The following is a 17,390-nucleotide window of genomic DNA, read 5'->3' on the forward strand; positions in this document are numbered from 1 at the left end:
GGAAGGATGATGGCTCAATTCTCGTTGGATAAATCTCATATAGCGGGCGTCGTATTGGCCGGCGGCCGTTCGCAGCGCATGGGCCGCGACAAGGCAGGCATGATGCTTGGGGCCGAGAGCCTGCTCCGCCATGTGCTGACCCGCCTCTCGCAGCAAACTTTCCACGTTGCCGTCAATGCCGATGCCGCCGCCGAGGGTGTGCCTGTCATTCCCGACCGTTTTCCCGGCAAGGCCGGGCCGATGGCCGGTATCCATGCCGCCATGGTCTATGCCGCCGGTCTGCCCTCGATCACCCATGTCGTCACCGTCTCGGTGGATTGCCCGTTCTTCCCGGCCGATCTCGTCGCCCGGCTGGCGGCCGCGGTCGAGCACGCGTCACAGATCGCAATTGCCACCTCCGAAGGCCGTAGCCATCCGGTCTTCGGGCTCTGGCCGGTGACGCTGGCCGCCGATCTCGAAGCCTGGATCGCCACCGACGAGAAGCGCCGTGTGCGCGACTTCCTGTTGCGGCATGACGTTACGGAAGTGGCGTTTCCGCTGCATCCGACCCGCGCCAGCCTGCTCGATCCCTTCTTCAACATCAACACGCCCGACGATCTCGTCGAGGCGGAACGCTGGCTGGAGGCCCTTCGCGTATGACTGCACCGAAAATCTTCGGCATCGCCGGCTGGAAGAACTCGGGCAAGACGGGTCTCGCCGTCCGGCTAGTGACGGAGTTCACCCGCCGCGGTTACAGGATCTCGACGATCAAACACGCCCATCATGATTTCGACATCGACAAGGTCGGGGCCGACAGCTACCGCCATCGCCAGGCCGGCGCCCACGAGGTCACCATCGTCTCCGGCACCCGCTACGCCATCATGCACGAGCTGCGCGGCGCCCCCGAACCTGAGTTCGAAGAGATCCTCGCCCGCCTCGCCCCCTGCGATCTCGTGCTGATCGAAGGTTACAAGCGCGAGCCGATCCCGAAGATCGAGGCCCGCCGCCTGGAAGCGGCAAATCGCGAACCGTTGGCGCCGAGCGATCCCCATATCTGCGCCATCGCCGCCGATCATGCCGTCACCTATACGGCCCTGCCGGTCTTCGATCTAGACGACACAGGCGCCATCGCCGATTTCATCGCTGACATCGTTGGCCTTGGACAGGCGAGGCTTTGAACCACCTGCGTTGCCGCCGGACCTCAGAAGCGGAACCGTTTCGCTTGCCATCGCCTTGGCGATTTCCTTGGCGAGCTGAGCCTGATCATAGGGCTTTGCTAATCTCGGAAGATCGATATCGGTGCCGGCAGGAAGATCGGCGTAACCTGTCGCCAGCACGATCGGTAACCCCGGATGAATGTCCCGCGCGGCCTGGGCAAGCTGTGCGCCGGTCATGCCAGGCATCGAATAATCGGTGATGACAAGGTCGAAATGCTGGCCGCTGCTGATCAGTTCCAGTGCCTGCGAGCCGGAATTTGCTTCGACGACCTCGTGGCCGAGATCTTCAAGCATGTCGACCGAACTCATGGCGATCAAGGCATCGTCGTCGACCAGAAGTATCTTCAGTCTGGACGCAGCTTGCGGAACGGGCAATTCCGCTTCGATCGCCCGCTCGGGGCGCCGTTCCGTCGCCGGAAGCCACAGCTCGGCGGTCGTTCCCACTCCAAGCTCGCTGGTCAGACGAAGTGCACCATTGAGCTGAACGGCCAGTCCGTGGATCATCGATAAGCCTAGGCCCGTGCCCTTTCCGAGTTCCTTGGTCGAGAAAAACGGATCGATCGCCTTCTTCAGCGTCTCCGCATCCATGCCGGTGCCACTGTCGGCCACCGCCAGCACCAGATAGGCCCCCTCGCCGAGAGCGCCGTCATCGCCGGGCACCTGCTCCTCGCGCAGCGATATGGACAGGGTCCCGCCATCCGGCATCGCATCGCGGGCATTGACCGCGAGGTTGAGCAGCGCCAACTCGAGTTGGTTCGCGTCGATCAGCGCCGGTGGCAGCGTCGCCGGCAGGATGGTTTCGATGCTGATCGAGGATCCGACCGAGCGCCGCAACAGGTCGTTCATGCCGGAGACCAGCTCGGCCAGATCGATGGGCTTGACCTGCAGATCCTGCTGTCTGGCAAAAGCCAGCAGCCGCTGCGTCAGCGCCGCCCCGCGCCGCGCGCCCTGGATCGCCCCGTCGACCAGACGCGTCGCTTTGGCATCTCCGCCAACGTGCTTGCCGAGCAGCTCCAGATTTCCGAGAACGACCATCAGCAGATTGTTGAAATCGTGGGCGACGCCGCCGGTCAGTTGGCCGATCGCCTCCATCTTTTGCGATTGGCGAAGCTGCTCCTCGGCTCTTTCACGCTGGGCGACTTCCTCAAGCAGGGTCTGGTGAGCGGCGTTGACCTCTTTGGTCCGTTCCCTCACGCGCTCTTCGAGGTTTTCATTGAGCCGCCTCAGATTTTCCTCGATGGTCTTGCGGACGGTAGTATCGGAGCAGACGCCGACGAGCTTCCTGGCGGAACCATATCTGTCGGAATAAAGCTGCGCATGGACCTCGGTCCAATGCAGTGATCCATCCGGCCAGATCGTCCTGTGCTCGATCGAATAGTCGCGTCCGGTATCGATCGTCTGGCGCAGGCGTGCCAGCACAAGGTCCCGGTCGTCGGGGTGAATGCTTGCGATCAGATCGTCGCGCGTGACATCATCATCCGGCTTTCGGCCGAAGACCGCTTTGCAGGTCGCCGAGGCCGACAAGGCCATCGAGGACAGCTCCAGCTCCCACGCCCCGAGACGACCGGCGGCAAGCGCCGTCTGCAACCGTCGCTCTCCTTCGCCCAGAGCCTCGAGCCGGGCTCGCGCTTCATATTGGCGCAGGCGCCCCTTCAATGCGGTCCGGGCAACGCTGATGAAGGAGGTCGCATGGAACGGCCTTTCCAGGAAAGTGACGTTGCCAAGAACCTCGGAAAGCCTGGCAGCGGCCGGATTTCGTTCAGGTCCCCCGCCGCGTTGGGTGAGAACGATGAACGGCAGGTCCGACCAGCTCGGCTGTGCTGAAACCCAGGCGGCGATCGGTTTGAGATCGCTCGAGCGAACGGCCTCTTCCGTCAAGACGCCAAGCGCAACGTCGTCGCTGAGCGATGACGCGAACATAGACAGGTCGGTGGCAGCAATCGATGCCAATCCGGCCTCATCGACCAACGATCTCGCCACCCAGGCATCACGACCGGCGGGGGTGTAGATCAATGCTTTCGGTTTTCCGGAATTAGGAATTGCCGCTGTCCCCGCCATCGGTCTTTAGGAGCGGCGTTGAGGTCGCGATAAATTCGGGAACGCCGCGAAGCACGCCCTGGAACCCGACGAGAGGATCTCCAAACCTCAACCCGGAGGCGTCGATACGATACTCGCGGATGGTATCCTCGTGAAAGCCGGTCCTCTTCTTGATCACCGAGACTGCCCGCCGCACCTTTCCCGCAGCCTCGAAGTAACGCAGCAGAATGACGGTATCTGCGAGATAGGTGACGTCGACAGGGGCTTTCATGTCACCGACCAGCCCGTGCTGGGCAACGGTGAGAAAGGTGTTGGCGCCTTGCCTGTTCAAATATTGCAGCAGCTCATGCATATGAAGGATCAGCGAATTCTCATCCGGCATCGAAGCCTGATAACCATTGATACTGTCGATGATAACGGTTTTCGCATCCGACTTGTCGACGCAGCTGCGCACGCGGTGGGCAAATTCGCCCGGCGACAGTTCGGCGGCATCGAGCTGTTCGATGTGGATATGACCGGCGTCCCGCATTGCTTCGAGATCTATTCCGAGCGCCTTCAGCCGCGTGAAGAGCAGGCCCAGCTCCTCGTCAAAAATGAAGGCCGCCACTTTCTCGCCGCGCGCGACCGCAGCCACCAGGAATTGAAACGAGAAAGTGCTTTTGCCGGTGCCGGCAGGACCAAGGATGAGTGTGCTGGAACCTCGCTCGAGGCCACCTCCCAGAAGAAGGTCCAGTTCCGCAATATTGCAGGAAATCTGATCGCGGGTGTAGCTCGACCTGTGTTCGGCGGCGACGAGCCGCGGAAAGACGATAACGCCGCCAGTCTGGATGATGAAATCGTGATAACCGCCTCGGAAGGCCTGACCGCGATATTTTATGACCCTTAGACGTCGGCGTTCGGAGCCGTAGTTCGGCGCCATCTCTTCGAGATGGATCACGCCGTGAACAACGCTGTGCACCGTCTTGTCGAGCACGTCGGAGGTCAGATCATCGAGCAGAAGGACTGTCGCGCCCTGCCGGGCAAAATAGTGCTTGAGCGCGAGGATCTGCCGGCGGTAGCGTAGTGAGCTTTGTGCGAGCAGCCTGATCTCCGACAGACTGTCGAGAACCACGCGACGTGGCTTGACCCGCTCGAAAGCGGCAAAGATTTCCTTTGTCGTCTCTCCGAGTTCAAGATCTGATGAATAAAGCAGGCTTTGCTGCTGGTCGGCATCCAGCAGGCTTTCCGGAGGCACGACCTCGAAGATCTCGATATTGCCATCGATCACCATGCCATGCGATGCGGCCCCGGCTCGGAGTTCGCTCTCGGTCTCTGAAAGGGTTATGTAGAGCCCCTGCTCGCCGAGCCGTGCACCTTCGATCAGAAACTGCAGCGCGATCGTCGTCTTCCCCGCTCCCGGGTTTCCTTCCAGGAGAAACACGTGGCCCGGCGAAAGGCCCCCCGCCAGAACTGTATCCAAACCGGACACGCCGGTCCGAGCTTTCGTGGCAGGTGCCGCAGTATTCATTCACTGTTTCCTTCGATTTCAAGTGTGAATTAGCGGCGAGTGATGGAATGTCAAATCACTGGCAGGCATGATTTCGCTTCCGACAAGAGCCGGTCACTGGTGGCTGCCTGTCCGGGCGACTCGAAACGGTGGGCGTTATGGTCGATAGCGAAGTGCATCGACGAGCAGAGCAAATGCCGGCGACGTATGCCGGCGGCTCGGATAGTAGAGATGGTAACCGGAAAACGGCAGGCACCAATCCTCGAGGACGCGCACCAGCCGTCCATCGGCTAGATGCGCGTCGACCAAGTTCTCCGGCATGTATGCCAGCCCCAGACCTGCCAGTACTGCGTTCAGCCGCAGCGCTATATTGTTGAATACCAATTGCCCTTCGACCCGAACCCTGAGTTCGCGCCCATCCTTCTCGAACTCCCATGCATAAACGCTGCCATAGGTCGGTAGGCGCAGATTGATGCAATTGTGATCCGTAAGCTCCTGTGGCGTCAGTGGTTTCGGCCTGGTGCCGAAATAGGCGGGAGAACCGACCACGGCCATGCGCATGTCGGGGCCAATGCGCACCGCGATCATGTCTTTCGCCACCTGTTCGCCAAGCCGCACCCCAGCATCGTAACGCTCGGCGACGATGTCGGTCAGACCGTAGTCGACAATGATCTCGACATTGATATCGGGATAATCGGGCAAGAGCTTTTGCAAGGCGGGCCAGAGGACGACATCGGCCGCATGCTCGCCGGCATTGATGCGGATGGTGCCTGCCGGCTTCTCCCGGAACGCACTCAAGGCCGCCAGCTCGCTCTCGATCTCGTCGAGCCGCGGTCCGATGGAGACGAGCAGGCGTTCGCCCACCTCTGTCGGCGCGACGCTGCGGGTCGTGCGTGTCAGCAATCGCAGTCCAAGCCGCTCCTCGAGCCCGCGGATGGTGTGGCTGAGCGCCGATTGCGACACACCCAGCTTGCCCGCCGCCTTTGTGAAGCTCTGTGCGCGTGCAACGGCGAGGAAGGCGATGAGGTCGTTGACGGCGGGGCGCGGCATTGATGAAACTTTCTCATGGGTTCTTGCCGTTTATACCATCTAATCGCGACCCGGCGCACGCCCTAAATACCTTGCTACTCGAGTGGACACGTCCACCCCGGCATCGAAAGGAAGAAGATAAAGATGGATATCAAGCGAAGCGGTTCGCAGCCTTCGGCCAAAGGACCAGCCGATTGGTTTACCGGCAGCGTGCGTGTCGACCCGCTGTTTGCCGTGACCAGCCCCGCACGCGCGGCTGGCGCCAGCGTCACCTTCGAGCCCGGCGCCCGCACCGCCTGGCACACCCATCCGCTCGGCCAGACGCTGATCGTCACATCGGGCTTCGGTCGCGTGCAGCGCGAAGGCGGTCCCGTCGAGGAGATCCGCGCCGGCGACGTCGTCTGGTTCGCGCCGGGTGAACGCCATTGGCACGGCGCATCGCCGACGACGGCGGTGACCCATATCGCCATCCAGGAACAGCTCGACGGCAAGGTCGTCGACTGGATGGAGCATGTCACCGACACGCAATACCAAGGTTAGAAAAGGAATTTCTATGCAGAAGCGTGAACTTGGAAAGAGTGGACTTCAAGTCTCGGCCATCGGTCTCGGCTGCATGGGGCTGAGTTACGGCTATGGCCCGGCGACAGATATTCAGGAAGCGACCGTACTGATCCGGCGGGCATTTGAACGCGGCGTGACCTTCTTCGATACGGCCGAGGCCTACGGCCCCTATAAGAACGAAGAGCTTCTGGGAGAGGCCCTCGCCCCCTTCCGCGAGGAGGTGGTGATCGCCACGAAATTCGGTTTCAACTTCGATGCCAATGGCGGCCAGAGCGGCATGAACAGCCGGCCCGAGCAGATACGCGCGGTGGCCGACCAGGCGCTGAAGCGTTTGAAGACCGATGTCATCGATCTCTTCTACCAGCATCGCGTCGATCCCGATGTTCCGATCGAGGATGTCGCCGGCACGGTCAAGGCGCTGATCGCGGAAGGCAAGGTCAGACATTTCGGCCTCTCGGAAGCGGGCGCCCAGACGATCCGCCGCGCCCATGCCGTCCAGCCGGTGGCGGCGTTGCAGAGCGAATATTCGCTGTGGTGGCGCGAGCCCGAACAGGAAATCCTGCCGACGCTGGAAGAACTCGGCATCGGTTTCGTGCCGTTCAGCCCGCTCGGCAAGGGCTTCCTGACTGGCGCGATCAGCGAAACGACCACCTTCGATAGCAAGGATTTCCGCAACGTCGTGCCGCGCTTTTCTCAGGAGGCGCGAAAGGCCAACCAGGCGCTCGTCGATCGTCTCGGAGAAATCGCCGCCCGCAAAAAGGCAACCTCCGCCCAAGTGGCTCTCGCATGGCTGCTGGCGCAGAAGCCCTGGATCGTGCCGATTCCCGGCACCACCAAGCTGCATCGCCTCGAGGAGAACATCCAGTCCTCCGAGATCGAACTGACGGCCGAGGATCTCCGTAGCATCGAAAGCGCGCTCGCCACGATCAAGGTGGAAGGCGATCGTTATCCCGCGCATCTGCAGGCAAGGGTCAACCGCTAAAAGCGACCGACGGGCCATGAAGGTGACGTCTTATCGCCAAGGCTAGAACACCAGAAGAGAATCGGCCGCAGTCACTTGCGGCCGATTCTTCATAGATTGGATCATTGTCTCGGGGCCGGTGCGTTCTCCTGGAAAGCCGGTATCGCCTCCAGTCTGGCGACAATCTTCGCGATATTCGGCCAGCGGGCGAGATCGAAGCCGAGGCGCCGAGCGCTGATCGCCTGCGGGAAGAGAAAGATCTCGGCAATACCAGGCTGATCCGCAACAGCGAAAGCCCCCTGCCTGTGGCCGGCGATCATCGCCTCGACCGCGGCCATTCCTTCACCGACCCAATGACGATTCCAGGCAGTAATGGCATCGGCATCCGCCTGGAAGACCTTGCCGAGATGCAGACCGATCCGCGGCGGCAGCAGCGCGTGGATCTCGGCTGCGATCGCAAGCGCGATCGACCGCGCCTGCGCCCGGCCTTCCGCGGTGTCAGGCAATAGCGGCGGTTCAGGCTTTATCTCATCGAGATATTCGACGATCGCCAGCGACTGGGTAATGAGGACACCACTATCCGTCAGCAAGGCGGGCACGAGCCCCTGCGGATTGATACTGCGATATCCGGCCTGCCGGCTCTCGGAATTTTCGCCGAGGATGGTGACCGGCAGCGCTTCGGCCATCAATCCTTTCAGGGCAAGTGCGATGCGGACTCGAGATGTCGCCGAGGAAATTTCGTTCTGATAGAGTTTCACTGTCTTTCTCCCTGGTGATCTAAAAGAACAGCTGGAGCGGCAGTCGCTCCCCTGAGGATGAAGCTGCGGATGCCGCCGTCACCAGGCCGGCAAGCGGCGACGGCTCCTGTGACGTTACATCGTAGATGCAGGGCGCTGCGAAAATCGTCGCCCCCAGAATGCAGATGATCATCAGTCTCATTGGTTCCTCCATCGACGAGGCCCGACTGGCCTCGTCATGTTTCCTTTTGGCGATCGATCCCATCTGTCAGGCAATGCTCAATTCGACATTGATATTGCCGCGGGTTGCTTTCGAATAGGGGCAGGTCCGGTGCGCTTCATCCACAAGCGCCCTTGCCAGATCCGCTTCGATGCCCGGAAGGCTGACCTTGAGGCGAGCCTGCAGGAAATAGTCGCCGTCGGTCGCCCCGAGATCGACCTCGGCGTTGACGGCGGCATCTGCAGGAAGCTTGACCTTCAGCTTGCCGGCAGCAATGCCGATCGCGCCGATGAAGCAGGCAGACCAGCCGGCGGCGAAAAGCTGTTCGGGATTGGTGCCGGCACGGTTGCTGCCCGGAGGCGAAAGCTTGATATCAAGCTGCCCGTCGTCGCTATGCGACGCGCCGTCGCGCCCGCCCGTCGTGTGGGTCTTGCCGGTATAGAGAACCTTGTCGATCTTTGTCATGGAACACTCCTTTGTTGCGTCGCTAAAGGCGACTGGCCGCGGTGCGCGGCCGGGTTGACGGAGTGTGGTTTGACCGACGGATATATCCGCCATGTTTCCGAAATCGCCCGAAATGTCACAAAACGTAGCATCCGATATCGAAGACATCTTTACATACAAACATCTCGAATTTTGTGGTGACTGCCGATGTCAGCGGATGGTGACTTCCGCAGCCAGCCCGCCGCCGGCGCGATTGTAGAGCCGGAGCGACCCGCCGATCTTGGCCGTCAGTTGCTGGGCGATCGCAAGACCGAGACCGGTGCCGCCGGTCTCCCGGTTGCGGGATTGCTCCAGCCGGAAGAAAGGCTGCATGGCGGCTTCCAGCATATCGTCCGGAATTCCAGGCCCGCGGTCCATGACTGATATGACGATATCGTTCTCGGCGCTACGCTCGACGCTGATCTCGGCAGCACCGGCAAACTTCAGCGCATTGTCGATGAAATTCGACAGGATGCGGCGAAGAGCATGCGGCTTGGTAATGGCGGCGCCCTGAACCAGGCCGACGACCGTGACGGCCTTTCCGGTATCCTGGTAGTCGTAGGCTATGCTGTCGATGAACGAGGCGAGATCGATGCGGGCACTCTTCTCGCCATTGCCATGCGCACTGCGTGCATAGGCAATGCCGTCCTGAACGAGGCGCTGGATCTCGGCGAGATCGTGCACCAGCTTGTTCTTCTCAGGCGAATCCTCCGCCATGTCGGCACGCAGCCGCATGCGGGTGATCGGCGTCTGCAGATCATGCGAGATTGCCGCCAGGATCTGGACACGCTCTTCGAGGTAATGGGCGATCCTCTCCCGCATCGCATTGAAAGCCCGTGCCGCATGCGCGACCTCGCTCGGGCCTGCCTCACTCAAAGCCGGGCCGTCCTTGTTCGGGTCGAGCGCATCGGCGGCGGCAGCAAGCTCGCCGAGCGGCCGGATTGCCTGGCGAACAGCAAACCAGGTACAGAGGATGAGCAGCGCCATCTGGATAACGAAGACGTAGGGCAGCCATGCGGCGATCGGCATGACGCCCTTCGGCGTTACGTCGATCGTCAAGGGGCTTCCGTCGCTCAGCGTCAAATGCGCCTGCAATCGGTTCACATCGCCAGGAATTCGTTCGATACGGATCGGAAAGCGATGCCCGATGGCCTCCTCGATTTTTCCTGAGATTTCTGCCCCTTTGCTTGACGTATCAGGCACGCCGGGAAGACCGGGTCCGAGCACGAAACGGTAATTGCCGCGGCTCAGCCGGTCGAGCAGCTCGCCGCGTTCGCTTGGCGGAAGCCGATCGAGAACAGCAATCGATGTTGCCACGTCATTTTCCAGCGTGCCGAGCATCACCGCCTTGGCCGACATGTACCGCTCCATATAGAGCACACTGAAGGACAGACCGTAGGCGAGGGCCAGTCCGATCAGCAGGATCAGGAAGATCCGCGACCGCAACGTGCTCGGCCACGTCAGCCCCGAACGCAAGGGGATTGCCGCCTTCATCGGCGCGGCTCCGATATTTCGACCGGAACCGAAAACACATAGCCTTCGCTGCGCACCGTCTTGATATAGGTCGGTTCGCGCGCATCGTCGCCCAGCCGTTGACGCAGGCGACTGACCAGAAGATCGATCGAGCGATCGAAGAGATCGGCGTCGCGCCCCTGCGTCAGGCTCAAAAGCTGGTCGCGATTGAGCACTCGCTGCGGATGGTCGATGAAGACGCGAAGCAGACGGTATTCGGCGCCGCTCAGCGCAATCGCGGTCCCCTCCTTGTCGAGAAGGTGCCGGGCCACCGTATCGAGCCGCCAGTCGCCGAAAGTCAGCAATTGCCCGGCTTCGCTGATCTGCAGGTTGGGCGGCAGCATCCGCGTGCGTCGCAGCACCGCCTTGATGCGGGCGAGCAGCTCACGCGCAGCAAAGGGCTTGGGAAGATAGTCGTCGGCGCCCATCTCCAGCCCGAGGATCCTGTCCATTTCGTCGGTGCGGGCCGTCAGCATCAGGATCGGGATCGCCTTGTGCCGGCCGGCGCGCAGTTCGCGGCACAGCACCAGCCCGTCATCGCCGGGCATCATCACATCTAGCACGATCAGGTCGACTGCATTGGCTTCGACAAAACTGCGCATCTGCCGTCCGTCGGCGGCAACGCTCGTGCGCAGGCCGTTCTTCTGCAGATAGCCCGATACCAACTCGCGGATTTCGCGATCGTCATCGACGATCAGGATGTGATCGACATGATCCATATTTCCCTGTTCCTTATCGATAGAAGCGGCCGCGCCGGTCGCTTCGTTCCCGACCGAAGCGACAGACGCGACCTACGCATATTCCGCTGGCCGGAGCAACGAGGCGCTGCAACCGGCATTGTCGACCTAGAAACGATCGACGTCTATGACCGCCTGCGCGAAGGCCTGCGGCGCTTCCTGAGGCAGGTTGTGGCCAATGCCGCCGCCGATCGTGCGATGCTCGTATTTACCGGAGAATTTTCCGGCATAAGCGGAAGGCTGCGGATGCGGCGCACCGTTTGCATCGCCCTCCATGGTGATGGTCGGCACCGAAATGACGGGCGTTGCGGCGAGCGTCGTCTCGTAGGCATCGTACTTGGCCTCGCCTTCGACAAGCCCCAGGCGCCAGCGATAATTGTGAATGACGATCGCGACGTGGTCGGGATTGTCGAAGGCAGCGGCCGACCTGTCGAATGTCGCATCGTCGAAGTTCCACTTCGGCGATGCCATCTGCCAAATTAGCTTTGCGAAATCATGCGTGTTGGTCTCGTATCCCTGACGACCGCGTTCGGTGGCGAAATAGAACTGGTACCACCAGGCGAGTTCGGCTTTGGGCGGAAGCGGCTTCTTGTTGGCCTCCTGGCTACCGATCAGGTAGCCGCTTACAGATACCATCGCCTTACAGCGCTCGGGCCAGAGCGCCGCCATAATGTTGGCGGTCCGCCCGCCCCAGTCGTATCCGGCAATGACGGCCTTCTCGATATCCAGCGCATCGAGCAGCGCGATCATATCGGCGGCGAGCGCTGACGGCTGGCCGTTGCGCGGCGTCTGATCGTCCAGGAAGCGGGTCGTCCCGTAACCGCGTAGATAAGGCACAATCACCCTGTAGCCCGCCGCGGCAAGCAGGGGCGCGACATCGACGAAACTATAGATGTCATAGGGCCAGCCATGCAGCAGCAATACGACAGGGGCATCCGCCTTTCCCGCCTCGGCATAACCGATGTCGAGCACGCCTGCCTTGACCTGCTTCAGCGCTTCGAAGGACGTGTTGGTTCCGGGCTTTACAGCTGGCACCGAAGCGGCCGTCGCAGACGACTGGGCGGCGGCCCTGCCTGCCACGCCGAATTCGACGGCCGCAAGGGCGATTGCCGTCATGCCGAAGAAACGGCGGCGGTGATGGTTGATTTGCTCTGACATCGGTCTCTCCTGTCGAATGGATCACGGTCGCGAAAAGGCGCTCTACTTGTATCCCCGATATGTCGTAAGCAACCGTTTTTTGAATGCGGATGTAGCTTCCGGCCGCCTGGATACATTCCGATACAATCGCGCTGCCTCAGCAAGTGGTCGCATTGGCCGCAGCCGTTTCCTCGCCACCGCGGCAGTTTGTATCGCTTTGTATCGCCGCCCCCTACCCCGACACTTCGGTACATTTTCCCGCAAAGCCGGACACATCGAGGATACTTCACACCGGCCATATCCCCGCCGTTGCTGGTTCAGGCCCCATCGCCGCCCAGAGCCCGATCAATCGGTTTCAAAGGAAACGATGATGACACTTCTGATCATTGCCTATCTCGGAGGCGCGCTGACGATCCTCAGCCCGTGTATCCTCCCCATCCTGCCCTTTGTCTTCGCACGCGCCGGACAGCCCTTCGTCAGAAGCACGCTGCCGATGCTGGCGGGCATGGCCGCCACTTTCGCGCTGGTCGCCACGCTTGCTGCAGTCGGTGGCAGCTGGGCCATTCGCGCCAATGAATATGGCCGCCTTGCCGCCATCGTCCTGCTTGCCCTCTTCGGCGCGAGCCTGCTTTCGCCGCGTTTCGCAAGCACGCTTGCCCGGCCGGTCGTCGACCTTGGCAACAATCTTGTGAACGCCACCGGCGGCGGGCGCGGCACCACGACAGTGAAGAGCGCGCTTCTTCTCGGCGTCGCCACCGGACTGCTCTGGGCGCCTTGCGCCGGTCCGATTCTCGGCCTTGTGCTGACCGGAGCCGCATTGCAGGGCGCTAATCTGCAAACGACCTTCCTGCTGACCGCCTATGCCGCTGGTGCTGCAAGTTCGCTTGCCGTCGCCCTGCTTGTCGGCGGCAAGCTCTTCGCCGCCATGAAGCGCTCCCTCGGCCTTGGCGACCGGATTCGCCAGGTGCTCGGCGCTGCCGTGCTGGCGGGTGTCGCCGTCATCGCGCTCGGCCTCGACACCAGCCTGCTCGCCCGGCTCTCCTATGCCAGCACCGCATCGCTGGAACAGGCCGTGCTCGACAGGCTGCATGCAAAGCCGCTCAGTGGCGCATCTTCCGAGCTGGCGAGCAACGAGGTGATGATCGCCGCAGCCGATGCGAACAAACCCTTCCGTAGCGACTTGCCCGTCGAAGGCCACGCCCCTTCGCTCGACGGCGCGGTCGAATGGCTGAACTCTGAGCCTCTCACCACAGAACGGCTGCGCGGCAAGGTCGTCCTCGTCGACTTCTGGACCTATTCCTGCATCAACTGCATTCGTACCATCCCCTATGTCAGGGCTTGGGCCGAAAAATATGCGGACCAGGGTCTGGTCGTCATCGGCGTCCACGCCCCGGAATTTGCCTTCGAGAAGAAGATCGACAACGTCAAGAAGGCGATCGGCGACTTCCAGATCGGCTATCCCGTTGCGATCGACAATGATTATAGCATCTGGCGCGCCTTCGAAAACAGCTACTGGCCTGCCGCTTATCTGATCGATGCCAAGGGCCAGATCCGCTACCACCATTTCGGCGAAGGCAATTACAGCAGGACCGAAAAAGCCATCCAGGACCTGCTGCGCGAAGCCGGCAGCCAAACGACGGCGAGTGCGCCGGTCGTACCGGATGCCAAGGGTGTGGAAGCAGGTCCTGATCTCGGCAATATCGGCTCGGGCGAAACCTATCTCGGCTACGAACAGGCGGCGAACTTCGCCTCTCCCGAAGGGCTGCAGGCCGATACGGCGAAAAACTATTCGATCGCCGAACCCGGCCTCAATGGCTGGGGCCTGTCCGGAACCTGGATCGTCGGCCGGGATCAGGCGACGCTTGATCAGCCGGGCGGTGGCATCACCTATCGCTTCAGCGCCCGCGACTTGCATCTCGTTCTTGGGCCTGGTGCCGGCGACAAGCCGATCCGCTTCCAGGTGAAGATCGACGGCAAGGCGCCAGGGCCCGACCACGGCTCAGACATCGATGCCGATGGCAATGGCACGGTGACCGCGACGAGGCTTTATCAACTTGTCCGCCAATCCGGCACGGTCGCCGCCCGCAACTTCGAAATCCGCTTCCTCGACCCCGGCGTGCAGGCTTACGCCTTCACATTCGGCTGAACCTGAAACGCGTCAATATCCCGATCATCAACAATGACCAAAGGAGTGATAGTCATGAACAAACGTCTTCTTTTCACTGCAGCGCTTGCATTTGCCACCACCGCCATCGCGTTCGCAGCAGAGGCTGCCGCGGTAAAGAACATCGTGATCGTCCACGGCGCGCTGGCCGATGGCTCGGGATGGCGCAAGGCGACGGACATTCTCGAGAAGCGCGGCTTCAACGTCACCATCGTCCAGCAGCCCATTACCTCGCTCGACGACGATGTGGCGGCGACCAAGCGCGTTCTCGACCTTCAGGACGGACCGGTCCTGCTCGTCGGCCACAGCTATGGCGGCATGGTCATCACCGAAGCCGGCAACGATCCCGCGGTCGCGGGCCTGGTCTATGTCGCGGCATTCCAGCCCGACAAGGGCGAAAGCCTGCTCAGCCTCGCCAGCTCGAAGCCCGCCGGCAGCATGGATATAAAGGAAACGAAGGACGGCAAATATCTCTATCTCGATCCGGGCGCCTTCGCCGCGGATTTCGCAGCCGACCTTCCGCAAGCCGAAGCCGATTTCATGGCAAAGTCACAGGTCTTCGCCGCAAAGCAGGCATTCTCCGCCAAGATCACTCAGCCGGCATGGCGGACGAAGAAAAGCTGGTCGATCGTCGCCACCGAGGATCGCTCCATCAACCCCGAGCTTGAACGCGACATGGCAAAACGTGCCGGAAGCGACGTGACTGAAATAAAGGCAAGCCACGCCGTCTTCGCATCCCAACCGGAAAAGGTTGCCGATGCGATCGAAACGGCAGCAAGGAAAGCCGGCGAGTAGCGCGCGCAGCCAGGAATGTCCTCAGCAGCCGCGAGGATGAAGCCTCTGGTCGGAAGGCCACCCCGTCCAGAGGCGTGACCAACTCGCCCCTGCCGGCCGAGAATGTCGATCTCGTCGTCACCCGCTTCCCCGCAGCCGAGGTGATGCGCCATCTATGCAGTTTTGTGACTATTCCATCACAAAAATGGAAGATTGGTCACAAATTCTCATTTCAAATTGCGGGGTTTCCCTGTAAAATTGTGACGATATGCCATGTTGCGCGCAACTGGCTGGTGCAGAAGCTGTAGCTCGGCGCAAATGCCGAATCGTAGCTCGAGGGACATACAAGATGAGAATGGCAGTCCCTTGTTAAATTTTGATCAGAACACTATTCCAGCTGTAAACGATAAGGGAGAGATGCGATATGGATAGTCGCAAGGGCCGGCGCATCGCAGTCTTATCCGAGGCCCTTTCACAACATCGCATTCTGCACATCAAGAATGCTGCGGAGATCCTGGGCGTCTCAGAGATGACGGTTCGGCGTGATGTCAGCGCCAATACAGACCAATTCGCGTTTCTCGGCGGTCATATCGTTGCAGCTGTCGAAGCGGAAAACGATCCCTATGAAATTTCCAAGGCAGCCGACAGTCATGCCGCTGCAAAACGGCAAGTTTGCACACAAGCCATTGATTACATTCACCATGATGATACGGTGTTTTTCGATTGCGGCACCACCTTACCCTATCTGGTCGATCTCCTCCCAGACCAGATTCATATAACGGCGATCTGTTACGCCATGAATGTCGCTGATCGTCTGACGCGAAAACCCAACGTTCGCCTTGTTATGCTCGGTGGTCTTTACCACCCAGCATCGGCCAGCTTTTCCGGTGCCACGGGGCTGGAAATGCTCGATCAGCTTGTGATCAACGTGGCATTTCTATCAGCAGCCGGTGTCGATGCCCGACGTGGCGCAACCTGCGCGCATTTTCACGAAGCGGAGATCAAGAAAAAGGCGATGTCACGGGCACGAAAGAATATTCTTCTCGCCGACAGCAGCAAAATCGGCAAGCTCAAGCCAGCCTTTTTCAGCGACATGAAGTCGTTCGACGTGGTCATCACCGAAAACGGCATGAACGATTTCGATTGAGAAATCCCGCATTTTTTCCGCCTCTGCCGAAATCTAAACTTGACGCAGCGGCGCGGTGATGCAAACTTCACAATCAGTGAAAAAAAAATCACATTTGTGCCAGTCGTGAAGCTTCCTCTGCGTGCCTCTGCATTGATGGCAACAGGGTCTTCACGTTCGGATCGGGAGGATTCTAGTTGGAAACCGTTGCTGTTCACAATGCGGCAAACGCGGCGCATCATGGAGGCCCTTCGCGATTGCCGGGCGGCACCCATAACCGGCCACGCAATACCGGTATGGAACTCGATTTGTCGTGGGTGCTTGATACCCGGGTCAACCTGTCTGCCACCGAGCGCCGCGTAGCCTCGCTTCCCGGACGCCGCACCGTCAAAAAGGACGCACAGGCTGCTTGGCTCCTGAAGGCGGTGACCTGCATCGACCTGACGACGTTGAACGGCGACGATACCCCCGAACGCGTCAAGCGGTTGTGCGCGAAGGCGATGAATCCGATACGCGCCGACATTCTGGATTCTCTCGGCATGAGCGGCCGTTCGATCACCACCGGCGCCATCTGCGTCTACCATCGTTTTGTTGCAACGGCCGTCGAGGCGCTCGGAGATTCCGGCATTCCGGTCGCCGCGGTTTCGACCGGTTTCCCTGCCGGCCTCAGCCCGCACCACCTCAAGGTCAAGGAAATCGAGGCGTCAGTTGCCGATGGCGCGAAGGAAATTGACATCGTCATCACCCGCGAGCATGTGCTGACCGGCAACTGGACAGCACTCTACGAGGAAATGAAAGAATATCGCGCCGCCTGCGGTGATGCGCATGTCAAAGCCATTCTGGCGACCGGCGACCTGAAGACGCTCCGCAATGTCACCAGGGCCTCGCTGGTCTGCATGATGGCGGGAGCCGATTTCATCAAGACCTCGACCGGCAAAGAAGGCGTCAATGCGACGCTGGCCGTGACATTGACCATGCTGCGGGCGATCCGCGCCTATCAGGAGCGCACCGGTGTCAAGATCGGCTACAAGCCGGCCGGAGGCATTTCCGCGGCGAAGGACGTGTTGAACTACCAGTTCCTGATGAAGGACGAACTGGGGCGCGAGTGGCTGGAGTCCGATCTCTTCCGCATCGGTGCATCAAGCTTGCTTGCGGATATCGAGCGGCAGTTGGAGCATCACGTCACCGGTGCCTATTCGGCCCTCAACAGACACCCGATTGGATGATCCA

At 60.8% G+C, this 17,390-nt stretch carries 17 protein-coding genes; 8 read left to right on the top strand and 9 right to left on the bottom strand.

The features are described from left to right. The first annotated feature begins 9 nt into the window (after window positions 1-9). Both mobA and mobB read left to right on the top strand, forming a co-directional pair. Entirely contained in the window at window positions 10-639 is a 630-nt protein-coding gene (gene mobA / locus AC245Y_RS11900; RefSeq protein WP_020486984.1) for a molybdenum cofactor guanylyltransferase MobA, read from the top strand. Beyond that, window positions 636-1,157 (top strand): molybdopterin-guanine dinucleotide biosynthesis protein B, encoded by a 522-nt coding sequence (mobB, locus tag AC245Y_RS11905; RefSeq protein ID WP_017994298.1) that lies wholly within the window; start codon window positions 636-638, stop codon window positions 1,155-1,157. Before mobA ends, mobB begins: the two co-directional genes overlap by 4 nt. Here the strand turns inward: mobB and AC245Y_RS11910 are convergent. The 3 genes from AC245Y_RS11910 to AC245Y_RS11920 all read right to left on the bottom strand — a co-directional run bounded on the left by AC245Y_RS11910 (window position 1,089) and on the right by AC245Y_RS11920 (window position 5,769). After that, window positions 1,089-3,254: an ATP-binding protein gene (locus AC245Y_RS11910; RefSeq protein WP_017994299.1), complete on the bottom strand. Its 2,166-nt coding sequence runs from the start codon at window positions 3,252-3,254 to the stop codon at window positions 1,089-1,091. The genes mobB and AC245Y_RS11910 overlap by 69 nt on opposite strands. After that, entirely contained in the window at window positions 3,229-4,740 is a 1,512-nt protein-coding gene (locus tag AC245Y_RS11915) for an ATPase domain-containing protein (protein WP_012757745.1), read from the bottom strand. The genes AC245Y_RS11910 and AC245Y_RS11915 overlap by 26 nt, the downstream gene beginning before the upstream one ends. Window positions 4,741-4,875: 135 nt before the next feature. After that, on the bottom strand, window positions 4,876-5,769 hold the full coding sequence (locus AC245Y_RS11920) for a LysR family transcriptional regulator (RefSeq protein ID WP_017994300.1): 894 nt from the start codon (window positions 5,767-5,769) through the stop codon (window positions 4,876-4,878). Window positions 5,770-5,892: 123 nt separating this feature from the next. Between AC245Y_RS11920 and AC245Y_RS11925 the strand changes: the two genes are divergently transcribed. Further along, entirely contained in the window at window positions 5,893-6,288 is a 396-nt protein-coding gene (locus AC245Y_RS11925; protein WP_017994301.1) for a (R)-mandelonitrile lyase, read from the top strand. Between the two features lie 13 nt (window positions 6,289-6,301). Beyond that, on the top strand, window positions 6,302-7,291 hold the full coding sequence (locus AC245Y_RS11930; RefSeq protein WP_017994302.1) for an aldo/keto reductase: 990 nt from the start codon (window positions 6,302-6,304) through the stop codon (window positions 7,289-7,291). A gap of 101 nt (window positions 7,292-7,392) precedes the next feature. On the opposite strand, the gene maiA is transcribed toward AC245Y_RS11930, so the two are convergent. The 6 genes from maiA to AC245Y_RS11960 all read right to left on the bottom strand — a co-directional run bounded on the left by maiA (window position 7,393) and on the right by AC245Y_RS11960 (window position 12,117). Further along, window positions 7,393-8,028 carry a maleylacetoacetate isomerase gene (gene maiA, locus AC245Y_RS11935; RefSeq protein WP_017994303.1) on the bottom strand — a complete coding sequence of 212 codons (636 nt, stop codon included), beginning with the start codon at window positions 8,026-8,028 and terminating at the stop codon, window positions 7,393-7,395. Between the two features lie 19 nt (window positions 8,029-8,047). After that, window positions 8,048-8,209, bottom strand: coding sequence for a hypothetical protein (locus tag AC245Y_RS11940; RefSeq protein ID WP_017994304.1), 162 nt, complete (start codon window positions 8,207-8,209; stop codon window positions 8,048-8,050). 66 nt (window positions 8,210-8,275) lie between these two features. Continuing rightward, window positions 8,276-8,692: an organic hydroperoxide resistance protein gene (locus tag AC245Y_RS11945; RefSeq protein WP_011652269.1), complete on the bottom strand. Its 417-nt coding sequence runs from the start codon at window positions 8,690-8,692 to the stop codon at window positions 8,276-8,278. Window positions 8,693-8,881: 189 nt separating this feature from the next. After that, window positions 8,882-10,204, bottom strand: a complete 1,323-nt coding sequence (locus AC245Y_RS11950) for an ATP-binding protein (protein ID WP_017994305.1) — start codon at window positions 10,202-10,204, stop codon at window positions 8,882-8,884. Beyond that, a complete protein-coding gene (locus AC245Y_RS11955) occupies window positions 10,201-10,941 on the bottom strand; it encodes a response regulator (RefSeq protein WP_017994306.1) in 741 nt (246 codons plus the stop codon). Before AC245Y_RS11955 ends, AC245Y_RS11950 begins: the two co-directional genes overlap by 4 nt. A 126-nt stretch (window positions 10,942-11,067) precedes the next feature. Further along, window positions 11,068-12,117: an alpha/beta fold hydrolase gene (locus tag AC245Y_RS11960; RefSeq protein ID WP_017994307.1), complete on the bottom strand. Its 1,050-nt coding sequence runs from the start codon at window positions 12,115-12,117 to the stop codon at window positions 11,068-11,070. 349 nt (window positions 12,118-12,466) lie between these two features. Between AC245Y_RS11960 and AC245Y_RS11965 the strand changes: the two genes are divergently transcribed. The 4 genes from AC245Y_RS11965 (at window position 12,467) to deoC (ending at window position 17,386) form a co-directional block, all read left to right on the top strand. Beyond that, entirely contained in the window at window positions 12,467-14,242 is a 1,776-nt protein-coding gene (locus AC245Y_RS11965) for a cytochrome c biogenesis protein DipZ (RefSeq protein WP_017994308.1), read from the top strand. 54 nt (window positions 14,243-14,296) lie between these two features. Continuing rightward, window positions 14,297-15,055: an alpha/beta fold hydrolase gene (locus AC245Y_RS11970; protein ID WP_017994309.1), complete on the top strand. Its 759-nt coding sequence runs from the start codon at window positions 14,297-14,299 to the stop codon at window positions 15,053-15,055. Window positions 15,056-15,458: 403 nt separating this feature from the next. Further along, the gene (locus AC245Y_RS11975; protein ID WP_017994310.1) at window positions 15,459-16,181 is read left to right on the top strand and encodes a DeoR family transcriptional regulator; all 723 of its coding nucleotides are present in this window, start codon (window positions 15,459-15,461) and stop codon (window positions 16,179-16,181) included. Window positions 16,182-16,357: 176 nt separating this feature from the next. Further along, window positions 16,358-17,386, top strand: a complete 1,029-nt coding sequence (gene deoC / locus AC245Y_RS11980) for a deoxyribose-phosphate aldolase (protein ID WP_026157380.1) — start codon at window positions 16,358-16,360, stop codon at window positions 17,384-17,386. Window positions 17,387-17,390: the final 4 nt, after the last annotated feature.

This window comes from Rhizobium sp. SRDI943 (genome assembly GCF_057653695.1).